At 44.0% G+C, this 18,517-nt stretch carries 15 protein-coding genes; 6 read left to right on the top strand and 9 right to left on the bottom strand.

What is annotated here, in order from left to right; genetic code table 11:
* Nucleotides 1–29 precede the first annotated feature (29 nt).
* The gene (locus OCV11_RS07085) at nucleotides 30–1,913 is read right to left on the bottom strand and encodes a methyl-accepting chemotaxis protein (protein ID WP_261895936.1); all 1,884 of its coding nucleotides are present in this window, start codon (nucleotides 1,911–1,913) and stop codon (nucleotides 30–32) included.
* A 210-nt stretch (nucleotides 1,914–2,123) separates the two neighbouring features.
* The gene (locus OCV11_RS07080) at nucleotides 2,124–3,695 is read right to left on the bottom strand and encodes a BCCT family transporter (protein ID WP_261895935.1); all 1,572 of its coding nucleotides are present in this window, start codon (nucleotides 3,693–3,695) and stop codon (nucleotides 2,124–2,126) included.
* 382 nt (nucleotides 3,696–4,077) lie between these two features.
* Here OCV11_RS07080 and OCV11_RS07075 point away from each other — a divergent pair, with 382 nt between their 5' ends.
* Nucleotides 4,078–4,557, top strand: coding sequence for a MarR family winged helix-turn-helix transcriptional regulator (locus tag OCV11_RS07075; RefSeq protein ID WP_261895933.1), 480 nt, complete (start codon nucleotides 4,078–4,080; stop codon nucleotides 4,555–4,557).
* Between the two features lie 99 nt (nucleotides 4,558–4,656).
* Here OCV11_RS07075 and OCV11_RS07070 read toward each other — a convergent pair whose 3' ends face one another.
* Nucleotides 4,657–5,046, bottom strand: coding sequence for a MarR family transcriptional regulator (locus OCV11_RS07070; RefSeq protein WP_261895931.1), 390 nt, complete (start codon nucleotides 5,044–5,046; stop codon nucleotides 4,657–4,659).
* Nucleotides 5,047–5,264: 218 nt separating this feature from the next.
* Between OCV11_RS07070 and OCV11_RS07065 the strand changes: the two genes are divergently transcribed.
* Nucleotides 5,265–5,948 carry a DUF2982 domain-containing protein gene (locus OCV11_RS07065; RefSeq protein WP_261895929.1) on the top strand — a complete coding sequence of 228 codons (684 nt, stop codon included), beginning with the start codon at nucleotides 5,265–5,267 and terminating at the stop codon, nucleotides 5,946–5,948.
* Here the strand turns inward: OCV11_RS07065 and OCV11_RS07060 are convergent.
* The 5 genes from OCV11_RS07060 to gyrA form a co-directional block, all read right to left on the bottom strand.
* A complete protein-coding gene (locus OCV11_RS07060) occupies nucleotides 5,945–6,598 on the bottom strand; it encodes an MBL fold metallo-hydrolase (RefSeq protein WP_261895928.1) in 654 nt (217 codons plus the stop codon). The two genes, OCV11_RS07065 and OCV11_RS07060, sit on opposite strands and share 4 nt — an antisense overlap.
* A 106-nt stretch (nucleotides 6,599–6,704) precedes the next feature.
* On the bottom strand, nucleotides 6,705–8,279 hold the full coding sequence (locus tag OCV11_RS07055; protein WP_261895927.1) for a L,D-transpeptidase family protein: 1,575 nt from the start codon (nucleotides 8,277–8,279) through the stop codon (nucleotides 6,705–6,707).
* A gap of 191 nt (nucleotides 8,280–8,470) precedes the next feature.
* Nucleotides 8,471–9,070, bottom strand: a complete 600-nt coding sequence (locus OCV11_RS07050; protein WP_261895926.1) for a GTP cyclohydrolase II — start codon at nucleotides 9,068–9,070, stop codon at nucleotides 8,471–8,473.
* A gap of 320 nt (nucleotides 9,071–9,390) precedes the next feature.
* Complete coding sequence (locus OCV11_RS07045; protein ID WP_261895925.1) at nucleotides 9,391–9,570, bottom strand: hypothetical protein; 180 nt, start codon at nucleotides 9,568–9,570, stop codon at nucleotides 9,391–9,393.
* Between the two features lie 471 nt (nucleotides 9,571–10,041).
* Nucleotides 10,042–12,681, bottom strand: coding sequence for a DNA gyrase subunit A (gene gyrA / locus OCV11_RS07040; protein ID WP_261895924.1), 2,640 nt, complete (start codon nucleotides 12,679–12,681; stop codon nucleotides 10,042–10,044).
* A gap of 368 nt (nucleotides 12,682–13,049) precedes the next feature.
* On the opposite strand from gyrA, the gene ubiG reads away from it, so the two are divergent.
* The 4 genes from ubiG (at nucleotide 13,050) to yfaE (ending at nucleotide 18,033) form a co-directional block, all read left to right on the top strand.
* Nucleotides 13,050–13,757, top strand: coding sequence for a bifunctional 2-polyprenyl-6-hydroxyphenol methylase/3-demethylubiquinol 3-O-methyltransferase UbiG (gene ubiG, locus OCV11_RS07035; protein WP_261895923.1), 708 nt, complete (start codon nucleotides 13,050–13,052; stop codon nucleotides 13,755–13,757).
* Nucleotides 13,758–14,205: 448 nt separating this feature from the next.
* Complete coding sequence (gene nrdA / locus OCV11_RS07030) at nucleotides 14,206–16,491, top strand: class 1a ribonucleoside-diphosphate reductase subunit alpha (protein ID WP_261895922.1); 2,286 nt, start codon at nucleotides 14,206–14,208, stop codon at nucleotides 16,489–16,491.
* Nucleotides 16,492–16,621: 130 nt separating this feature from the next.
* Nucleotides 16,622–17,755 (top strand): class Ia ribonucleoside-diphosphate reductase subunit beta, encoded by a 1,134-nt coding sequence (nrdB, locus tag OCV11_RS07025; protein ID WP_261895920.1) that lies wholly within the window; start codon nucleotides 16,622–16,624, stop codon nucleotides 17,753–17,755.
* Nucleotides 17,755–18,033, top strand: coding sequence for a class I ribonucleotide reductase maintenance protein YfaE (yfaE, locus tag OCV11_RS07020; RefSeq protein WP_261895919.1), 279 nt, complete (start codon nucleotides 17,755–17,757; stop codon nucleotides 18,031–18,033). Before nrdB ends, yfaE begins: the two co-directional genes overlap by 1 nt.
* A 52-nt stretch (nucleotides 18,034–18,085) precedes the next feature.
* On the opposite strand, the gene OCV11_RS07015 is transcribed toward yfaE, so the two are convergent.
* Nucleotides 18,086–18,340 carry a hypothetical protein gene (locus OCV11_RS07015; RefSeq protein ID WP_261895914.1) on the bottom strand — a complete coding sequence of 85 codons (255 nt, stop codon included), beginning with the start codon at nucleotides 18,338–18,340 and terminating at the stop codon, nucleotides 18,086–18,088.
* Nucleotides 18,341–18,517: the final 177 nt, after the last annotated feature.

Genomic DNA, 18,517 nt, shown 5'->3' with positions numbered 1-18,517 from the left:
CAATGCGATGGATAAATTGACTATCAAGATTAAAGTTTAAAGCGTTTAATCTCGTTGTCTAATTGATGGGAGAGATCCGATAGAGAAGCAGCTTGTGCTTGTGCTTCGTGGGCATCTTCCGCTAATTCATTAGACACATTACGAATTCCTTCCGTGTTGCGGGTGATTTCAGAGGTCACCAGAGCTTGCTCCTCTGCCGCAGAGGCTATTTGAGTCGCCATATCGCTAATGCTCTCAACCGCATGCTGAATCTGAGTCAAGCTCGCTGCCGCAGAAATCGCATCTTCGACAGAAGTCGCCGACAGATCACCACTGGCTTTCATCATGGTAACCGCTTTTGCTGTCGTGCTCTGCAGGGTATCAATCATGGTTTGTATCTCTTGAGTCGACGCATTAGTACGCTGACTGAGAACGCGAACTTCATCGGCAACCACAGCAAAACCACGCCCTTGCTCGCCAGCTCGCGCCGCTTCAATCGCTGCGTTAAGCGCAAGCAAGTTGGTTTGCTCAGAAATGCCTTGAATCGTCGACAAAATCGTACTGATGTTTGCAGCATGCGCTTCAAGCTCTTGGATAACAACCGTCGCGTTTTGTACCTCTTTCGCCAATTTATCAATAGATTGTTGACTTTGAGCCACTTGCGCAGCGCCATCGACCGATGCCATAACCACTTCAGAAGCATGGCTTGCCGTATTATCTGCGTTGCCTGCAATCTCTTGGGTCGCAGCAGCCATCTCATTGATTGCTGTTGCCACCATATTGATTTCATCTTGCTGAACACGAATACGAGAGTTGCGCTCTTTGGCATGGCTGGCTGTTGTCTTCGCTTCAGTATTCAGTGCTGACGAGATCTTGCTCAACTGAGTGACCATGGCGTGCATATTGCCAACAAAGATATTGAAGTTCGCCGCAAGCTTACCGACTTCATCGTCGCTACGAGGCTCTAGGCGTTGGGTTAAGTCCCCTTCTCCAGAGGCGATTTCACCCAGAGCATCAGAAACGCGCACTAAGTCTGCGGTCAAGAAACTTACGAGCCAAGAAACTACAATGACAGCAAAAATCGTAAGAATGACAACTGCAATCACTAAAGAAGTCACTAACGAACTTTGCGCACTAAACTCTGTTTTTTCATCCAACTCTAAGCCGAAAATCCATGGGGTATTTTCAATCTTTTTGAAAAAGAAAAACTTACTCGCGCCATCAACATCGATTGATAACATCTTATGTTGCTGAGCTGCATTGGAAATCGTGCTGAGAGTTAACTGAGGGTCAATTTTATCCGTGGACTTAAGGCGCAGGTCGGCATTCTTGTGAGCAAGCAATATACCATCACGCGCATCGATTAATAACGCTTGCGTATTCTTACCTGCATCCACATTAACAATGTCGTCAACCATTTGATCGATTAACACATCAGAGCCAACCACACCGGTAAATTGACCATTTTGGTAAACTGGTTGAGCAATCGTAATCATCATCTTCTGGCTGCTAGAACCTCGGTATGCCGCAGTGATGATCTGTGTATTAGCAGCATGAGCATCTTTATACCAACCACGAGCTCGAGGATCGTATCCCTCTGGCATCGGCTTAGGAACAGAGCGAATCATCTCTCCCTGCTCAGTACCGTAATAAACCTCGAAAATGTTGCCGCCCTTAGATGCTTGGGCTAGATAAGAAGAAAGGTTTGGTTGTTGAATATAATCATTGACGGTTAAGGTGACTTGGCGACGTTGATCGGCCCAATCGGATATCCCTTTCGCAAACCTATCAACTACGGTTGTAGCCCGCAATTGAAGGTCGTGCATCGTCTGCTTATTGATGTGAGAGATTGACAACCATGTCAAAATACCAGCCACCAAAAATACAGCGGAAAGACTAACTCCGATCAATTTCTGTTTTAGAGATAGTTGCATATAAATGTTTCTGCTATTGCACAATTGAGAATCGGGATAGTATAAAAATCCATGCAAATATGCACGATATTTATTCAACGTTTTCTATCAAATTAAGCAGTAATACTAACAGTTTTATCTAGTTAACTATTTATCGTTCTACATAAATAACGAAAAGGGCCAATAAATTGGCCCTTTATATTGCATGGATGTTTGATCTTCTAACTGAGATTAGAACTCTTCGGTGCGCATCCCTTTGATCAAGCTGACACACATCAGCAATAGAATCACGGTAAACGGCAGTGCGGTAGAGATAGCGCCGGCTTGGAGTGCTTGAATCGCATCACTACCACCAATCCAAAGCAATGCAATCGCAATCGCCCCTTCCATCAATGCCCAAAATACTCGTTGTGGAACTGGCGCATCCAATTTACCACCAGCGGTAATACTGTCGATCACCAGCGAACCTGAGTCCGATGAGGTAATAAAGAACACCAATACGAGCACGACACCAATCACTGAAAGTACGTCGCCATAAGGCAGAGCATCAAACATTTGGAACATTGCCAGCGAAACGTCATTGAGACCTTCGTGACCAAGTGAACCCACTTGATGAACAATCTGGTCGATAGCTAGGCCACCAAATACCGACATCCAAATCAGAGTCACTAAGGTTGGTACCAAAAGCACAGCAATCATAAATTCACGTACAGTACGACCTTTCGAAACGCGTGCAATGAACATACCCACGAATGGTGACCATGAAATCCACCATGCCCAGTAGAAGATTGTCCAACCGTGCATCCAAGTTTCATCTTCACGACCATGAGGATTACTCAAGGCAATGATGTTTTCTACGTAACCCGTTAAGGTTTCTGGAATGGTGCTAAAGGTCACTGAATAACCAATTAACGCCACTGCGATTAATAAACCAAAGGCAATCACCATATTGATGTTAGAGATGATTTTCACCCCACCATCAATACCACGTACCACGGAGATCGTCGCCAAAATCGTGACACCAATGATCACCACAATTTGTAAGCCGATACCAGCATCGATACCGAATACATGGTGAATACCACTTGCAGCCTGTTGTGCGCCTAAGCCTAACGATGTTGCTAAGCCAAACAAGGTGGCTAGAACCGCTAGGATATCAACGATATGACCTGCCCAGCCCCAAGCACGGTCGCCAAGAATTGGGAAAAAGATGGAGCGAATCGAAAGCGGCAAGCCTTTGTTGTAACAGAAAAATGCCAAGGATAACGCAACCACACCGTAAATAGCCCAAGGGTGTAAACCCCAATGGAACATGGTTGCACCCAGAGCGACTTTCGCCGCTTCAGGGGTGTTAGCTGCTACATTGAGCGGCGTGCCATAAGCACCAGAGAAATAACCAGCCGGTTCAGCCACACTCCAGAACATCAAACCGATACCCATACCAGCAGCGAATAACATCGACAACCATGATAGGAATGAGTGTTCTGCTGTTGCTTCTTTACCACCAAGGCGAATACGACCGTAAGGCGAGACAATCAACGCCAAACAGAAAATCACAAAAATATTACCAGACCACATAAACAAGACATCAAAAGTGTTGATGATCTGAGTCTTTACCCCGTTAAGGGCTGTCTTCGCTGTTTCTGGATCCGTCACCAAGGTGGCCACCAAAAATAGCAAAATCAATCCGGCGCTAATGCCGAATACTGAGTTATGGACATCAAAACCCCATTTTTGGACGTTATCCTGCCCTATGGTGTAATCCGTATTATCAATACTGTATTTATCGATACCCTTCGTCATTTGACCTCTCTTAAATTATTCCAGATGGATCCTAATAGGTGTGTTATCAAAACAAGAGAGAAGAAATCTCAATCCAATTGTTTCGTCTACATACTTTAATTCGGATTTCATCGAGGCATAATAGTATACATATATACATTAGCCCGTCTAGCTAATGGCGTAAAACTGACCTAAAAAACCGTAAATTAGCAACCTTGAGAGCAATAAATAGCCAGATTGAGTTTTGCATTTAATTACTAGACGAAACATTTCACTACATAACATATGGTTTAATATGGTATCGATGGGCGTAAAAAAAAGTATGACTTCAACACTTTTCATCAGCACTCAAGTGCGTTATTGTCCCCGCTAAAGTTACAACCCTCTTTTCGGACTGGATAAATTGGAAAAACATGAAGAAGTTCTGGTTGCCATCCGCCAGATCATCCGCGCCATCGATTTACACTCAAAACAGTTGAGTAAACACGCTGGTTTAACCGGACCGCAGCTTATTTTAATGCGTTCGATTGACTCACTAGGTCAAGTGACCATTCGTGAGTTGTCGAAACACACCAATATGAGCCAAGCGACAGCGACCACCATCCTGGATCGCCTAGAAAGAAATGGCTACGTTACACGCGTACGCAGTGAATCAGACAAACGTAAAGTGCACGCTTACTTGACTGATGAAGGACGTTCGTTATTGGCTAAAGCACCACAGCCGCTCCAAGACAATTTCGTGGAACGTTTCCAGAAATTAGATGATTGGGAACAGACGCTACTGCTCTCTTCTGTACAGCGCCTTTCAGCAATGATGAACGCCGAGAAAATTGATGTTGCGCCGATGCTCGAAATTGGCAGTATTTCAAAGCACGAAGATTAAGTGCGCTAGAAACACAATAGACGCAATACAAAAAGAGAGGCCCCGTGATGACGGGGCCTCTCTTTTTTTAATAAAGTTATCGACACTGGTAAGTGTAGATTAGATCGCTTTGTAGATAACTTTATTGCCGCTTAGCTGCTCTTTCACTACAAGATTTTCATCTAACAGTTTTTTCAAAGCACCTGTTGCCCAAGAAGCCGCTTTTGCGTCTTCTTGACCTGCAGCCAAACCAATCGATTTTGGATTAATACCTTCAGCGTTTGCAGCAACGATATCTAATACTTGTTGTTGTTTTGGTGTCAAAGCAACAGTCGCCTGAGTTGCAGCTACTACTTTTGCGGCTGCTGGTACGGCTTTTACAGTTTTTTCTGTAACAGGTTTTACCTTAGCCGTTTTTGCTACTTTTGGCGTTGAAGATAGATTAGCTACAATCGCTTTCATGCGCTTTTGCAGTTTTGCCTGCACTTTGCGCTTATGAGCAAGTCTCATTGAGTATGTCTCCATTTCACTGCGTTGGTGCAGTGGTGAAAATTGAAGCGCGTTTTATACCAAATATTCGTGGTCTTTTGTAGGGTCATCCCCGATCTAATCGACGAAAAATGCATTTTATCGAAGTGGATGACTACTATTTAACCATGAGTTATAGTGATCCAAGTTATAAATACTGAGTATAAATACAGACTTTTCAATCAGTAATCAGCCAACATATGCAAACTGTTCATTTATGCAACCATCATCTCGATTGGCAAACACCGTGGCTAAAATGGGGCGCGGTCGGGTTATTTGCCATCTTATGTTGCCTTACCTTATGGTGGGCACCCTCGCTTTACCATTTAGTGGTGATTCTCTGTTTGTTGGTGCTGCTGTTTGGTTTGTCGTGGTGGATATTGCGTTTAAGCCGTGTGCAATTCACCTTAACGGCGACGCATCTCTCACAGCAGGTGGCTAAAGGCGGTTGGGTGGTGAAGTGGAGCAACATTCAACAAATAGGGATTTGTGAATATCAAAATGCCGAGGGTTGGTGTCAACCACTGCCATGGATTGGAATTCGCTTAAAACAGTATGAACCGTATCTAGACAGCATTTGTCCACGCTTGGCCAGTGATATTTTGATGAGTCAACGTGCCCTGCTCTACCTCGGTGCTAAACAGCATCCTATGGGGGCACAATTTGAAGATATTATTCTTGATGCGCTGCCTTATGAAGGAAAGCACGGCAAACGCTATTCTGGGCTAGCAGCGATGCTCGCTAACCGCATGCATTATCAGCGTGAGTTTCATGGTTACGATATTTTTATCTCGACGGCAGATCTTGATCGAGAAGCGGAAGATTTTGTTGGTCTGGCTCGCCGCTATTTAGCAGCAGCCGAGCCAGACACAACTCAAGCTTAAAGTGGCATTTCATCCGCAACAAACGGATTACTCGCGCGCTCACGGCCAAACGTCGATTTAGGACCATGCCCAGGTACGAAGGTGACATCATTACCTAGCGGCCATAATTTGGTTTTGATCGATTGAATCAAGGTGTTGAAATCACCACGCGGGAAATCGGTACGACCGATACTGCCATTAAACAACACATCACCCACAAAGGCTAAACGAGCCTCTTCACTAAACAGAATCACATGACCTGGTGTATGACCCGGAGTGTGGTACACCTGCAAGCTCTGGTTACCAAAACTCACGGTATCACCATCGTTAAGCCATTGGTCTGGTTCAAACGATTCTGTTTTGGCAAAGCCGAACATCTGGCTTTGTGATTCTAAGCCTTGGAGCCAGAATTCATCTTCTTTTTGAGGTCCAACAATGCGGACATGCTCAAGACGGCGAGCCAAATCTTCAGTACCACCCACGTGATCTAAGTGACCATGAGTCAACACCAATTGCGTCACCTTGACACCCAATTCATTGATCAAGGTTGCCAACTGTTTAGCGTCACCACCTGGATCGATCACGATCCCTTGCATGGTTTCATCACACCAGACAATCGAACAGTTTTGTGCAAATGAAGTGACTGGCACAATTTGATATTGGAGAGACATAATAAAACCTTGTTTGTCTATCGAAATTGATCGCACTATGACACTCTCATCTCGATTTGACAAGGCTCGCAACCCTTTGATGCCGCATTGATTCAGCCCATTCTCGTTAATGAACTTTGCCCTTAACCGACGAGATTCGATCATAGCGGTAAATATCCGCGCGATAATGGACTTCCCCTTGGGCGTACCAAGCGGTCTGATAGATCATACGTACGGGAATGTGTTGTTTCAACGCAACAGCAAAGTTGCTGCTGGCCTCTTCTTCAACCGTTGGCTCAAGAGCCAATCCGGGCTTGGTCATCAGAAGTTTGGCGAACCCACTGGCGTCTTGTACGCGAACGCAGCCCGAGCTGTATGCACGAGCAGCACTGCCAAACAGCTCTTTATGTGGCGTGTCATGCAAATAAATGGCGTTACGATTCGGGGTATTAAATTTGTATATTCCAAGCGAATTATGATCCCCTGCCGTTTGACGCATTTTGTAAGGGAAATGCGACGGATCCACATTGGGCCAGTCAATCGTCGCAGGGTCGACCGTTTCACTGTCGCGCCACTCTTTGACCACTTCAATATTGTGTTCTTTCAGATAATCTGGTTTTTCAATCGCCAACGGCAGAATATCCTCCACCATAATCTTATGTGGGACATGCCAGATGGGATTAAAGATGAGTGAATCTAATCGCGTTGTAATTAGCGGTGTTGGCCGCGTTCTGCGTCCAACAATCACACGAGACTGAAAGACTTTAGCGCCTTCAAACCAATAGGTCATCTCGTACTCTGGTACATTGACAACAATGGACGCTTTCTCTTGTACCGGCCATAGGCGCATTCGTTCAGCATTAACTGCCAATAGATGACGCCGCTCGGCAACGCTCATATTTAACCACCGAACCGTCGTTGGACCTATCACGCCATCAGCATGCAATCCATGCATACGTTGAAAATCAGCCACCGGCTTAAGTAATGAATCATCATAGCGGTCACCCTCTTGCACGATTTGGCTAGTATCAATATTCACCAGAGCTAAGCGGGCAATTAATGCTTTGCGATCAGCGAGTTTATTTCCGGGAGAAACCACTCCTTGCTGACGATATATTGGCAAAGAAGAGTCTGCTATGCGTCCTAAAAAGTCATAGGCATTAACAAGCTGAAAATAGCTTTTATCCCGCGGCGCGTAATCGTTGATCAAATCGATAAGGGTGTGTAATTCAAACGCCATCTCTAGATTAAATAGCGCTTGTTTACTTGGTACAGGTAACCGATGATTCAGCTTTAATTTAAAAAACCACGTCATGCCTTCGTGGGGCGCACGTTCAGCATAGCTAAGAAACATCAACAAGGTGTCGGTTGCGAGAAGATCATATTCGTACCACGATTTACGTTCTCGATATAAAGTGAGATAGCGTAGCTGACGATCAAATAATGGACTGATCCCGGCACTTTTGATCAATTCCAACTGATGTTCTAAGGCTAAGCCACTATTAAGATCAACCCAGAGGCGCTGATAACCATTTTTCGCATAGAGTTGCTCTATTTGATCGGGATATTGAATAAAAAAGGTCACCGGTGATTTGGCGACAATCCAATCACGCTCAATAAAGGGGTTTAAGTCTTGTGCGCCAACGTGCTGACATCCCAACACCAACCAAAATGCCACCCAGCACCGATAGCGTAGCTTCATCCATTCAACCTATGCAAAATAATAACTTACAGTGTATCCACATTATGGCAAAGATTTCCCCTGAGTGTTATGCCAAGAGTAGTAATTATTTTCTCAATAAGTACGACAGATAAAAATAAACCCCGCATTCGCGAGGTTCTATTTCATCGGTTATCGAAAGCCAAACCTGTCGATAAGCGCTCTGTCTAACGTTAAGAAAGCTTAAGATGGTGATGACCGTGAGAAACTTTGGCTTTCAGGTAACTTTCGTTACCGTCTTTAATATGGGCAGCCGTGTTGACCACATCCACAATCTCAATACCGTGCTCTTTTAATTCACGTACTTTTTTAGGATTGTTGGTCACTAAACGAATCTTAGTTATGTTTAGCGCTTTAAGCATTTGCGCCGCTTCAGTGAAATCACGCAAGTCGTCAGCAAAACCGAGTTCATTATTGGCTTGGTATGTATCCATACCTTGGCTCTGTAGGCGGTAAGCATCGATCTTATTGTATAAACCAATACCACGCCCTTCTTGACGTAAATAAAGGATAATACCGCCGTGCACACCCATCTTATTGATAGTTTCTTCTAACTGTTCGCCGCAATCACAGCGAGACGAATGGAAAACATCCCCCGTCAAACACTCAGAATGCATACGCACTAAAGGGACTTCTTGGGTTTCGTCTGCATGTTTAAAGATCACAGCAACGTGTTCTTTATCCGTTTTTAACCCGCGAAAAGAGAGAATCTCTGCATCGATATTACTCTTAGCGCCTACTTTGAAGTCAACCCTGGCTCTTACTTCCGCCATATCTTCACTCACTTATCTATATTCTGTATTAATGCACGTTACTTATACCCAAATCACTTCAAGAGGTACGGCAAGTGCGAAACTTAGCTTATCGACACTAGCAAAGACAACGGATTAAGGTGATTTGGGTATAGTCTGTGTGTCGAAATCTTTTCGTGTTGCTAACTATGGGGACATACTCCCATTTTTTCAACGAAAACCTACGACTTTTAAATGTTATATTATAACAAATTGATAAAAGAGCAACAAAAAACCCAGTTCATTCATAGACCTGGGTTTACAATTCAGATAGTGACTCTGGCAAATAATTTAGCAAATGATTAATGACGCTGGCTGTTTTTCCACATGGTGAGTTCAACCCATATCTGCTCGAGTTGCTTCAGCTCCTCTTCCGTGAGCAGAGATAGCGTCGGCTTACATTGCGGAACTGAGTTCGTTTGAATCGAACGAATACGCGTATAAAAATCCTTTTTTAACTGAGTAATAGTTTCGTATTCCACGATGGTTTCCCCAATGCGTTATTGCGTTATATATGAGTCTCAAAAATAATAACATGTTTCACTGATATATGCCAAATGAATGAAAAATATGGAATTATCATCACAAAATTGACCTTGCATTCCCATCAAAACTATCCACAGATGAAAGAACCATCAGTTTGTGGTCAATATCCATTCCAAATGACACATGACTGCTCAGTGCTTAACCAGTATCTCTATTTATTATAATTATATATAAATTTATCAAATGTAAATAAATTACTGAAAAAAATTTTGCTAATCACCTGATCTTATATATTCGCCAACAAATAATTTGGGATCGTAATTACCAGAAAGTAATTAAGGATCGTTATTGATCCTCAAAATAGATCTATTTATTGCCCATTTTTGATCAATAAAAAAGCCGGATTATTCATCCGGCTTTGGTTTATTTTTTCGAGTGGCAATTAACGAACTTAGCCTTATTTGGCGTTATTCTTGTTCGTCTTCATCACTGTCTGAAGCAACATCGTTGTCGTCACTTTCTTCAATAATATCTTGAGTTTCAATTACTTCTGATTCGCCATCAAGTAGCTCTTCATCAGACTCTTCCACTTCATCGATACGTTGTAGTGCAACAACCTGCTCTTCTTCAGAGGTACGGATCAACGTGACACCTTGAGTGTTACGACCCACTTGGCTCACTTCAGCCACGCGAGTACGAACCAATGTGCCCGCGTTTGTGATCATCATAAACTCATCACGTTCAGTTGTTTGAACAGCGCCAACTACGGAACCATTACGCTCTGACACTTTGATTGAAACCACACCTTGGGTCGCACGACCTTTTTGTGGGTACTCTTCAAGTTTGGTACGTTTACCGTAACCGTTTTCAGTGACAGTAAGGATGTCGCCATCTGAATGAGGTACGATCAAAGAAACCACTTGGTCGCCTTCGGCCAGTTTCATACCACGTACACCCGAAGCAGTACGTCCCATGCCACGAACGTGTTGTTCGTTAAAGCGTACGACTTTACCCGATTTAGAGAACAGCATGATATCGCTGTTACCATCAGTAATGTCGACACCAATCAATGAATCATCATCACGCAGGTTAACGGCAATCAGACCATTTGCACGTACATTGGCAAATTGATCAAGCGATGTTTTCTTAACTGTACCGTCACCCGTTGCCATGAAGATGTATTTATCTTCAGAGTATTCAGCAACAGGAAGAATCGCCGTAATGCGTTCATTCGCTTCCAAAGGAAGAATGTTCACAATTGGCTTACCACGTGCAGTACGGGTTGCTTGAGGTAATTGATATACTTTCAAGCGGTACGTTTTACCACGAGTCGAGAAGCAAAGGATATTATCGTGAGTATTCGCAACAAGAAGACGTTCGATGTAATCTTCGTCTTTCATGCGAGTTGCACTCTTACCTTTACCACCACGACGTTGAGCTTCATAGTCGCTCAGTAGTTGGTATTTCACGTAGCCTTCGTGTGACAGTGTCACTACAACATCTTCACGAGCAATCAGCTCTTCTAGGTCGATGTCATGGCTAGCTGCTGTGATTTCGGTACGACGTGCGTCACCGTAGTTATCGCGAATCACTTCAAGTTCTTCACGAATCACTTCCATCAGACGTTCTGTGCTAGACAGAATGAACAGCAGTTCTTCGATTTGTTGTAGCAGCGCTTTGTATTCATCTAGAATTTTTTCGTGTTCTAGACCAGTCAAGCGGTGTAGACGCAAGTCCAAAATCGCTTGAGCTTGTTGTTCTGTTAGATAGTAATGACCATCACGAATACCAAAGTTTGGCTCTAGCCACTCTGGACGTGCATCTTCACCAGTACGTTCTAACATGGCAGCAACGTTGCCCAATTCCCAACCGCGAGCAATCAAGCCTTGTTTTGCTTCTGCTGGGGTTGGTGCACGACGAATCAGTTCAATGATCTCATCGATGTTGGCTAATGCAAGTGCCAAACCTTCCAAGATGTGTGCACGGTCGCGCGCTTTACGAAGTTCGAAAATCGTACGACGAGTCACCACTTCACGGCGGTGGTTAACGAAGCATTTCAGCATGTCTTTCAGGTTAAACAACTGAGGTTGGCCTTCGTTTAGTGCCACCATGTTGATACCGAAAGTGGTTTGTAGCTGAGTGTTGGCGTAAAGGTTGTTTAACACCACTTCACCTACAGCATCACGCTTACATTCAATAACAATACGCATACCATCTTTATCAGATTCGTCACGTAGAGCACTGATGCCTTCAACTTTTTTGTCTTTAACTAGTTCAGCAATTTTCTCGATCAAGCGAGCTTTGTTCACTTGATACGGAATTTCAGTCACGATAATGGTTTCTTTACCATGTTTATCGGCTTCAATTTCCGCTTTCGAACGCATATACACTTTACCGCGACCGGTTTTGTATGCGTCGATGATACCTTTACGACCGCTGATGATAGCTGCCGTTGGGAAGTCTGGACCAGGAATGAATTCCATCAACTCGTCAATAGTGATGGCTTCATTATCAATGTACGCCAAACAACCGTTAATCACTTCAGTGAGGTTGTGTGGTGGAATATTGGTTGCCATACCTACCGCGATACCAGAGGCACCGTTGACCAGTAGGTTAGGAACTCTCGTTGGCAATACGGCAGGAATTTGTTCAGTGCCGTCATAGTTATCAACGAAATCGACAGTTTCTTTGTCTAGGTCTGCCAGCAACTCGTGGGCAATTTTCGCCATACGCACTTCGGTATAACGCATTGCTGCAGCAGAGTCACCATCGATCGAACCAAAGTTCCCTTGACCATCCACAAGCATGTAGCGCAGTGAGAATGGCTGAGCCATACGCACGATAGTATCGTAAACCGCTGTATCACCATGCGGGTGATATTTACCGATTACGTCGCCGACAACACGGGCAGATTTTTTATAAGGTTTATTCCAGTCATTACCCAATACATTCATCGCAAATAGAACACGACGGTGTACTGGTTTTAGGCCATCACGCACATCAGGAAGAGCACGACCTACGATAACAGACATCGCATAGTCTAGGTATGAACCGCGAAGCTCATCCTCAATGTTTATGGGCGTGATCTCTTTAGCTAGATCGCTCATAGAGCCATTATCCCTCTATAGTTTGATCGGTATATCCAGATAAAACGGCTCCCTTTGCCATTTTGATTAGCTTTTAACCAAAACTGAGCAAAATTGCCTTCTAGATATAATTGATACGTATAAGGTGAAAAAATATAACACAAATTTTGTTATTGAGGCATTACTTTCCCACTGCTTTTATCATGTTGTGACCTTGGTTGAGATTCGTTTGTCGACAAATTGCCCATTATCCAAAGCCTCAAGACTAAAGCGTTGAAAAATTAGGCACACGGCAGGTAATCCAAGATAAGCACTGGTGAACTTTCGTCGCAGAGTTATAATGCGACCCACACTCAACACGTTCAATGAGCATCATAGGCAAGATACGCATGACTCAAGCACAAAATGTCGACCCAAACGAAATAAAAAAATTTGAAGATATGGCTTCTCGTTGGTGGGACCTGCAAGGCGAATTTAAACCGCTACATCAGATTAACCCGCTACGTCTCAATTATGTCTTAGATAAGGCCCAAGGCCTGTTTGGTAAAAACGTGCTCGATGTTGGCTGTGGTGGTGGTATCCTCGCCGAAAGTATGGCACGAGAAGGGGCTCTCGTCACTGGTCTTGATATGGGTAAAGAGCCACTTGAAGTTGCCAGACTTCACGCATTAGAAACCGGTACTAAGCTCAATTACATTCAAAGCACAATTGAAGACCATGCATTAGCGCTTCCTCAACATTACGATGTGGTCACCTGCATGGAGATGTTAGAACACGTGCCTGATCCACAGTCAGTAATTGATGCTTGTTCTCGCTTGGTTAAACCGGGTGGCCATGTGTTTTTTTCTACCCTAAACCGCAACTTCAAATCCTATCTGTTTGCCATTGTTGGTGCAGAGAAGCTAATGAAAATCGTGCCAGAGAACACTCACGATCACGATAAATTCATTCGTCCATCTGAAATGATGAAGATGATTGATCATACCCCTCTTCAGGAGATGGGCATCACTGGGCTTTTGTATAACCCTTTGACTGACACCTATCGCCTTGGCCGTAATGTGGATGTCAACTACATCGTCCACACTCGGCTGTTTTAGTTCGCCAGCGAACAGATGATAACAAAATAACCAGCTTGAAAAATTGCCAGTTTTTGGTGCGCTTTTGTGCGTTTGATTCCACTTTAACCGCCTTGACTTACGGAGCAATTTTCTTCGAAAGATCAAGAAATTTTTTTTTAATCTTGGTTATCAATAAAACAATCTCTAAGCAGGGATTTTTTCACTTCAACCCTGCTCTTAGATCATCGGTAAGTAGTCACTAACTGATTTTTTTTGTTTTGCGAGTTATCCACAATCTGTTCAAGAAGTCTTACTTGCAATAGCCATTTGATGGCACTATCTTGTAATGCGAAACGACACAGACCCCTATATATAGTGTTTTGACCCACTATCTATAGGGTTTGCTTTTTGAGAAAAGTTAGCAGTTATTCGACAACAACTAAACAAAATGCAGCTTTTATCAGTTTTGTTAGGGAAATAAAGCAGAATGAACCAAGAACTCACTGTCACCAAGCGTGATGGCCGTAAAGAAAAGATCAATCTCGATAAAATTCACCGCGTTATCACATGGGCGGCTGAAGGATTAGAGAACGTATCTGTCTCTCAAGTAGAACTGCGCGCTCACATACAGTTTTATGATGGCATCACGACTTCAGACATTCACGAAACCATTATTAAATCTGCAGCGGATCTGATCTCCGAAGAGACGCCAGATTACCAATACATGGCAGCGCGTCTTGCCATTTTCCACTTACGTAAGAAAGCGTACGGCGAGTATGAGCCACCAACGCTATTCAATCACGTAACGAAAATGATCGAGAAAGGGAAATATGATAAACACCTTTTGACTGACTACACTCGTGCTGAGTTAGACCAGTTAGACTCTTATATTGACCACCGCCGTGATTTGAACTTCTCTTATGCTGCAGTTAAACAGCTAGAAGGCAAATACTTCGTACAAAACCGCGTGACGGGTCAAATCTACGAAAGCGCTCAGTTCTTGTATATGTTGGTTGCGGCTTGCCTGTTTGCTAACTATCCAAAAGAGACGCGTTTGGGTTACATCAAACGTTTCTACGATGCGACATCGACATTCAAGATCTCTTTGCCTACCCCGATCATGGCAGGCGTGCGTACCCCTACTCGTCAGTTCAGCTCATGTGTTCTGATTGAATGTGGTGATAGCCTTGATTCTATCAATGCGACAGCAAGCTCGATTGTACGTTACGTTTCTCAACGTGCTGGTATCGGTATCAACGCTGGCCGTATTCGTGCATTGGGCTCTGAGATTCGTGGTGGTGAAGCGTTCCACACTGGTTGTATCCCATTCTACAAATATTTCCAAACTGCTGTGAAATGCTGTTCTCAAGGCGGCGTTCGTGGCGGTGCAGCTACCGTATTCTACCCATTGTGGCACGGCGAAGCGCAATCTCTACTGGTTCTACGTAACAACCGTGGTGTGGAAGAGAACCGTGTTCGTCACATGGACTACGGCGTACAGCTGAATAAATTGATGTATCAACGTCTCGTTGAGGGTGGCAACATTACGTTGTTCTCTCCTTCTGATGTACCTGGACTTTACGACGCTTTCTTCCAAGATCAAGATGAGTTCGAACGTCTGTACGTGAAATACGAAAACGATTCATCGATCAAGAAAACGACTGTTAAAGCGGTTGAACTGTTTGCCCTATTGATGCAAGAACGCGCCTCTACAGGTCGTATCTACATCCAAAACGTCGACCACTGTAATACTCATAGCCCATTCGACGCGAGTGTGGCACCGGTACGTCAGTCCAACCTATGTTTGGAAATTGCCCTACCAACGAAACCTCTGTCTAACGTAGAAGACGATTCTGGTGAGATTGCACTTTGTACTCTCTCTGCGTTTAACCTAGGTGAAATTAAGTCTCTGGATGACTTTGAAGAGCTTTCTGATCTTGTGGTTCGTGCGCTAGATGCACTATTGGATTACCAAGACTACCCACTGCCAGCAGCGCGTAAGTCAACCATGAACCGTCGTACGCTGGGTATAGGTGTTATTAACTACGCTTACTACCTTGCGAAAAATGGCGTGCGTTACTCAGACGACAGTGCTGTCGGTCTTACTCACCGCACGTTTGAAGCAATGCAATATTACTTGCTCAAAGCATCCGTTGCGTTAGCGAAAGAGCAAGGTCGTTGCCCTGCGTTTGATGAAACCAACTACGCAAAAGGTTTACTACCAATCGATACTTATAAGAAAGATATCGATTTGATTTGTGAAGAACCACTGCACTACGATTGGGACGGTCTACGTAAAGAGATCATGGAACATGGTCTGCGTAACTCAACCCTGACTGCATTGATGCCTTCAGAGACTTCATCACAAATCTCTAACGCAACTAACGGTATCGAACCACCTCGTGGTTACGTATCCGTTAAAGCATCGAAAGATGGTATTTTGAAGCAGGTGGTTCCTGAGTACAGCAAATACAAAGAGAACTACGAGCTGCTATGGAATATTCCAAGCAATGACGGTTACTTACACCTTGTTGGCGTGATGCAAAAATTCGTAGACCAAGCGATTTCATCGAATACGAACTACGACCCAAGCCGCTATGAATCAGGCAAAGTGCCAATGAAACAGCTGCTGAAAGATTTGCTGACTGCGTACAAGTTTGGTGTAAAAACCCTGTACTACCATAACACCCGTGATGGTGCGAAAGACGATCAAAAAGACGCTGTGGTTCAACCACAAGACGATGATTGTGCAGGCGGCGCTTGTAAAATCTAAGCGATTTGACGATATCTCGCTCTGAGTGACAAAGGAGCTGCTAGAATTGCAGCTCCTTTGCAGAGCAAACCCTCATTAATTTGAACGTTGCTGCATGCTCAACAGCAGTAACCAAACGGATGAAAGTGACATGGCTTACAGTACTTTTACTCAAACAAAAAATGACCAACTAAAAGAACCAATGTTCTTGGGTCAGCCAGTAAACGTAGCGCGCTACGACCAACAGAAATACGAAATCTTTGAAAAGCTTATCGAGAAGCAACTCTCTTTCTTCTGGCGTCCAGAAGAAGTTGACGTTTCTGCTGACCGTATCGATTACGCTAAGCTTCCTGAGCATGAAAAGCACATTTTCATCTCTAACTTGAAATACCAAACTCTGTTGGATTCTATCCAAGGACGCAGTCCAAACGTCGCGCTACTGCCTTTGGTATCGCTACCAGAATTGGAAACTTGGATTGAAACTTGGTCATTCTCTGAGACGATTCACTCTCGTTCATACACGCACATCATTCGTAACATCGTTAACGATCCAGCGTTAGTGTTTGACGACATCGTTGAAAACGACCACATCATCAAACGTGCGAAAGACATCTCTCATTTCTACGATAAACTGATTCAGCTAACGAACGACTACCACCGTTTTGGTGAAGGCGAACACAATCTGAACGGCGAACAAGTGCATGTGAGTCTTGGCGCGCTGAAGAAACAGCTCTACTTGTGCTTGATGTCGGTTAATGCCCTAGAAGCGATTCGTTTCTATGTCAGTTTCGCCTGTTCATTTGCATTTGCTGAACGTGAATTGATGGAAGGTAACGCGAAGATCATTAAGCTGATTGCGCGTGATGAAGCTCTACATCTTACCGGTACTCAGCACATGATTAACCTGCTACGTAACGGTATGGACGATTTCTCATTCATTCAGATTGCTGAAGAAGCAAAACAAGAGTGTTTTGACCTGTTTAAAGAAGCAGCAGAGCAAGAGAAAGAGTGGGCTGAATACCTGTTTAAAGATGGTTCAATGATCGGTTTGAATAAAGACATTCTATGCCAATACGTTGAATACATTACCAACATCCGTATGCAAGCAGTGGGTTTGGATGCCGCTTACCCTGGCGCCAACACTAACCCAATTCCATGGATCAATGCATGGTTATCTTCTGACAACGTGCAAGTTGCCCCTCAAGAAGCAGAAATCAGCTCTTACTTGGTTGGTCAAATCGACACTGAAGTGAATAGCGATGATTTCGAGGGCTTCGAACTGTAATGGCACGGGTCAAAATCAACGATAGCGTTACCATTGAGTCTAATTCTTCAAATACGTTGTTAGAAAGCATGGAGCAAGCAGGGCTTGTTCCAGAGTATAACTGCCGCGATGGACACTGTGGTGCTTGTCGTTGCAAGCTAGTTGCTGGCTCCGTGGACTACGTTGGTTTTGCCATGGCTTATACTCAACCGGGGGAAATATTGCCTTGTATTTGCAAAGCAAAAACCGCCGTTGAGCTAAAAGATGTTCGTTATCAGGTGAAAGCCAAGCGCGCTTAGTCCCTTCTCTCGCGCTTGACTTATTAAGCAAATCACCAAGAAAAAGCCAGAGCTATGCTCTGGCTTGTTTTATTCCGGATAAAATTTCATCCACTAATGCGACCGGTATCGGCTTGGCCGCGATTTCTCGACCGTCTGCATCAAACAATGAAAGACGATACCCAAGATGGTCCTGCTCTTCCCAATCAGTTGGGATGTGCCGCCACATAGACGCTATATCGTAAGCACCGCTGCTAATTGCCTCACCTAAAACGACTTTTTGACTTGCTACTTCATACCAGACCAACAATTTGGATTGGTTAAACATACCAGCCTCCTGCCGACTTATTGTTTATTGGTCAACTCAGTGTACCGATAAACACCAGCAAAAAAAGCGCAAATTTGGCGAAAAAATAAGCTCTCCATCGAAATCATACGCTTAGTTCTTAGACAGATTAAGCATAAAAAATGATTAAGATTACGGATAGAGAATAAGCTTACCATT

Source organism: Vibrio porteresiae DSM 19223 (genome assembly GCF_024347055.1).
Lineage (GTDB): Bacteria > Pseudomonadota > Gammaproteobacteria > Enterobacterales > Vibrionaceae > Vibrio > Vibrio porteresiae.
This window is presented reverse-complemented; position numbering and strand designations above follow the sequence as displayed.

Bases quoted from the DNA above. Each gene is read 5' to 3' on its own strand.
- OCV11_RS07060 (WP_261895928.1), bottom strand. From the start codon at position 6,598: ATGTCTCTCCAATATCAAATTGTGCCAGTCACTTCATTTGCACAAAAC.
- nrdA (WP_261895922.1), top strand. From the start codon at position 14,206: ATGAACCAAGAACTCACTGTCACCAAGCGTGATGGCCGTAAAGAAAAG.
- ubiG (WP_261895923.1), top strand. From the start codon at position 13,050: ATGACTCAAGCACAAAATGTCGACCCAAACGAAATAAAAAAATTTGAA.
- OCV11_RS07015 (WP_261895914.1), bottom strand. From the start codon at position 18,340: ATGTTTAACCAATCCAAATTGTTGGTCTGGTATGAAGTAGCAAGTCAA.
- gyrA (WP_261895924.1), bottom strand. From the start codon at position 12,681: ATGAGCGATCTAGCTAAAGAGATCACGCCCATAAACATTGAGGATGAG.
- OCV11_RS07055 (WP_261895927.1), bottom strand. From the start codon at position 8,279: ATGAAGCTACGCTATCGGTGCTGGGTGGCATTTTGGTTGGTGTTGGGA.
- nrdB (WP_261895920.1), top strand. From the start codon at position 16,622: ATGGCTTACAGTACTTTTACTCAAACAAAAAATGACCAACTAAAAGAA.
- OCV11_RS07050 (WP_261895926.1), bottom strand. From the start codon at position 9,070: ATGGCGGAAGTAAGAGCCAGGGTTGACTTCAAAGTAGGCGCTAAGAGT.
- yfaE (WP_261895919.1), top strand. From the start codon at position 17,755: ATGGCACGGGTCAAAATCAACGATAGCGTTACCATTGAGTCTAATTCT.
- OCV11_RS07085 (WP_261895936.1), bottom strand. From the start codon at position 1,913: ATGCAACTATCTCTAAAACAGAAATTGATCGGAGTTAGTCTTTCCGCT.
- OCV11_RS07070 (WP_261895931.1), bottom strand. From the start codon at position 5,046: ATGAGACTTGCTCATAAGCGCAAAGTGCAGGCAAAACTGCAAAAGCGC.
- OCV11_RS07065 (WP_261895929.1), top strand. From the start codon at position 5,265: ATGCAAACTGTTCATTTATGCAACCATCATCTCGATTGGCAAACACCG.
- OCV11_RS07080 (WP_261895935.1), bottom strand. From the start codon at position 3,695: ATGACGAAGGGTATCGATAAATACAGTATTGATAATACGGATTACACC.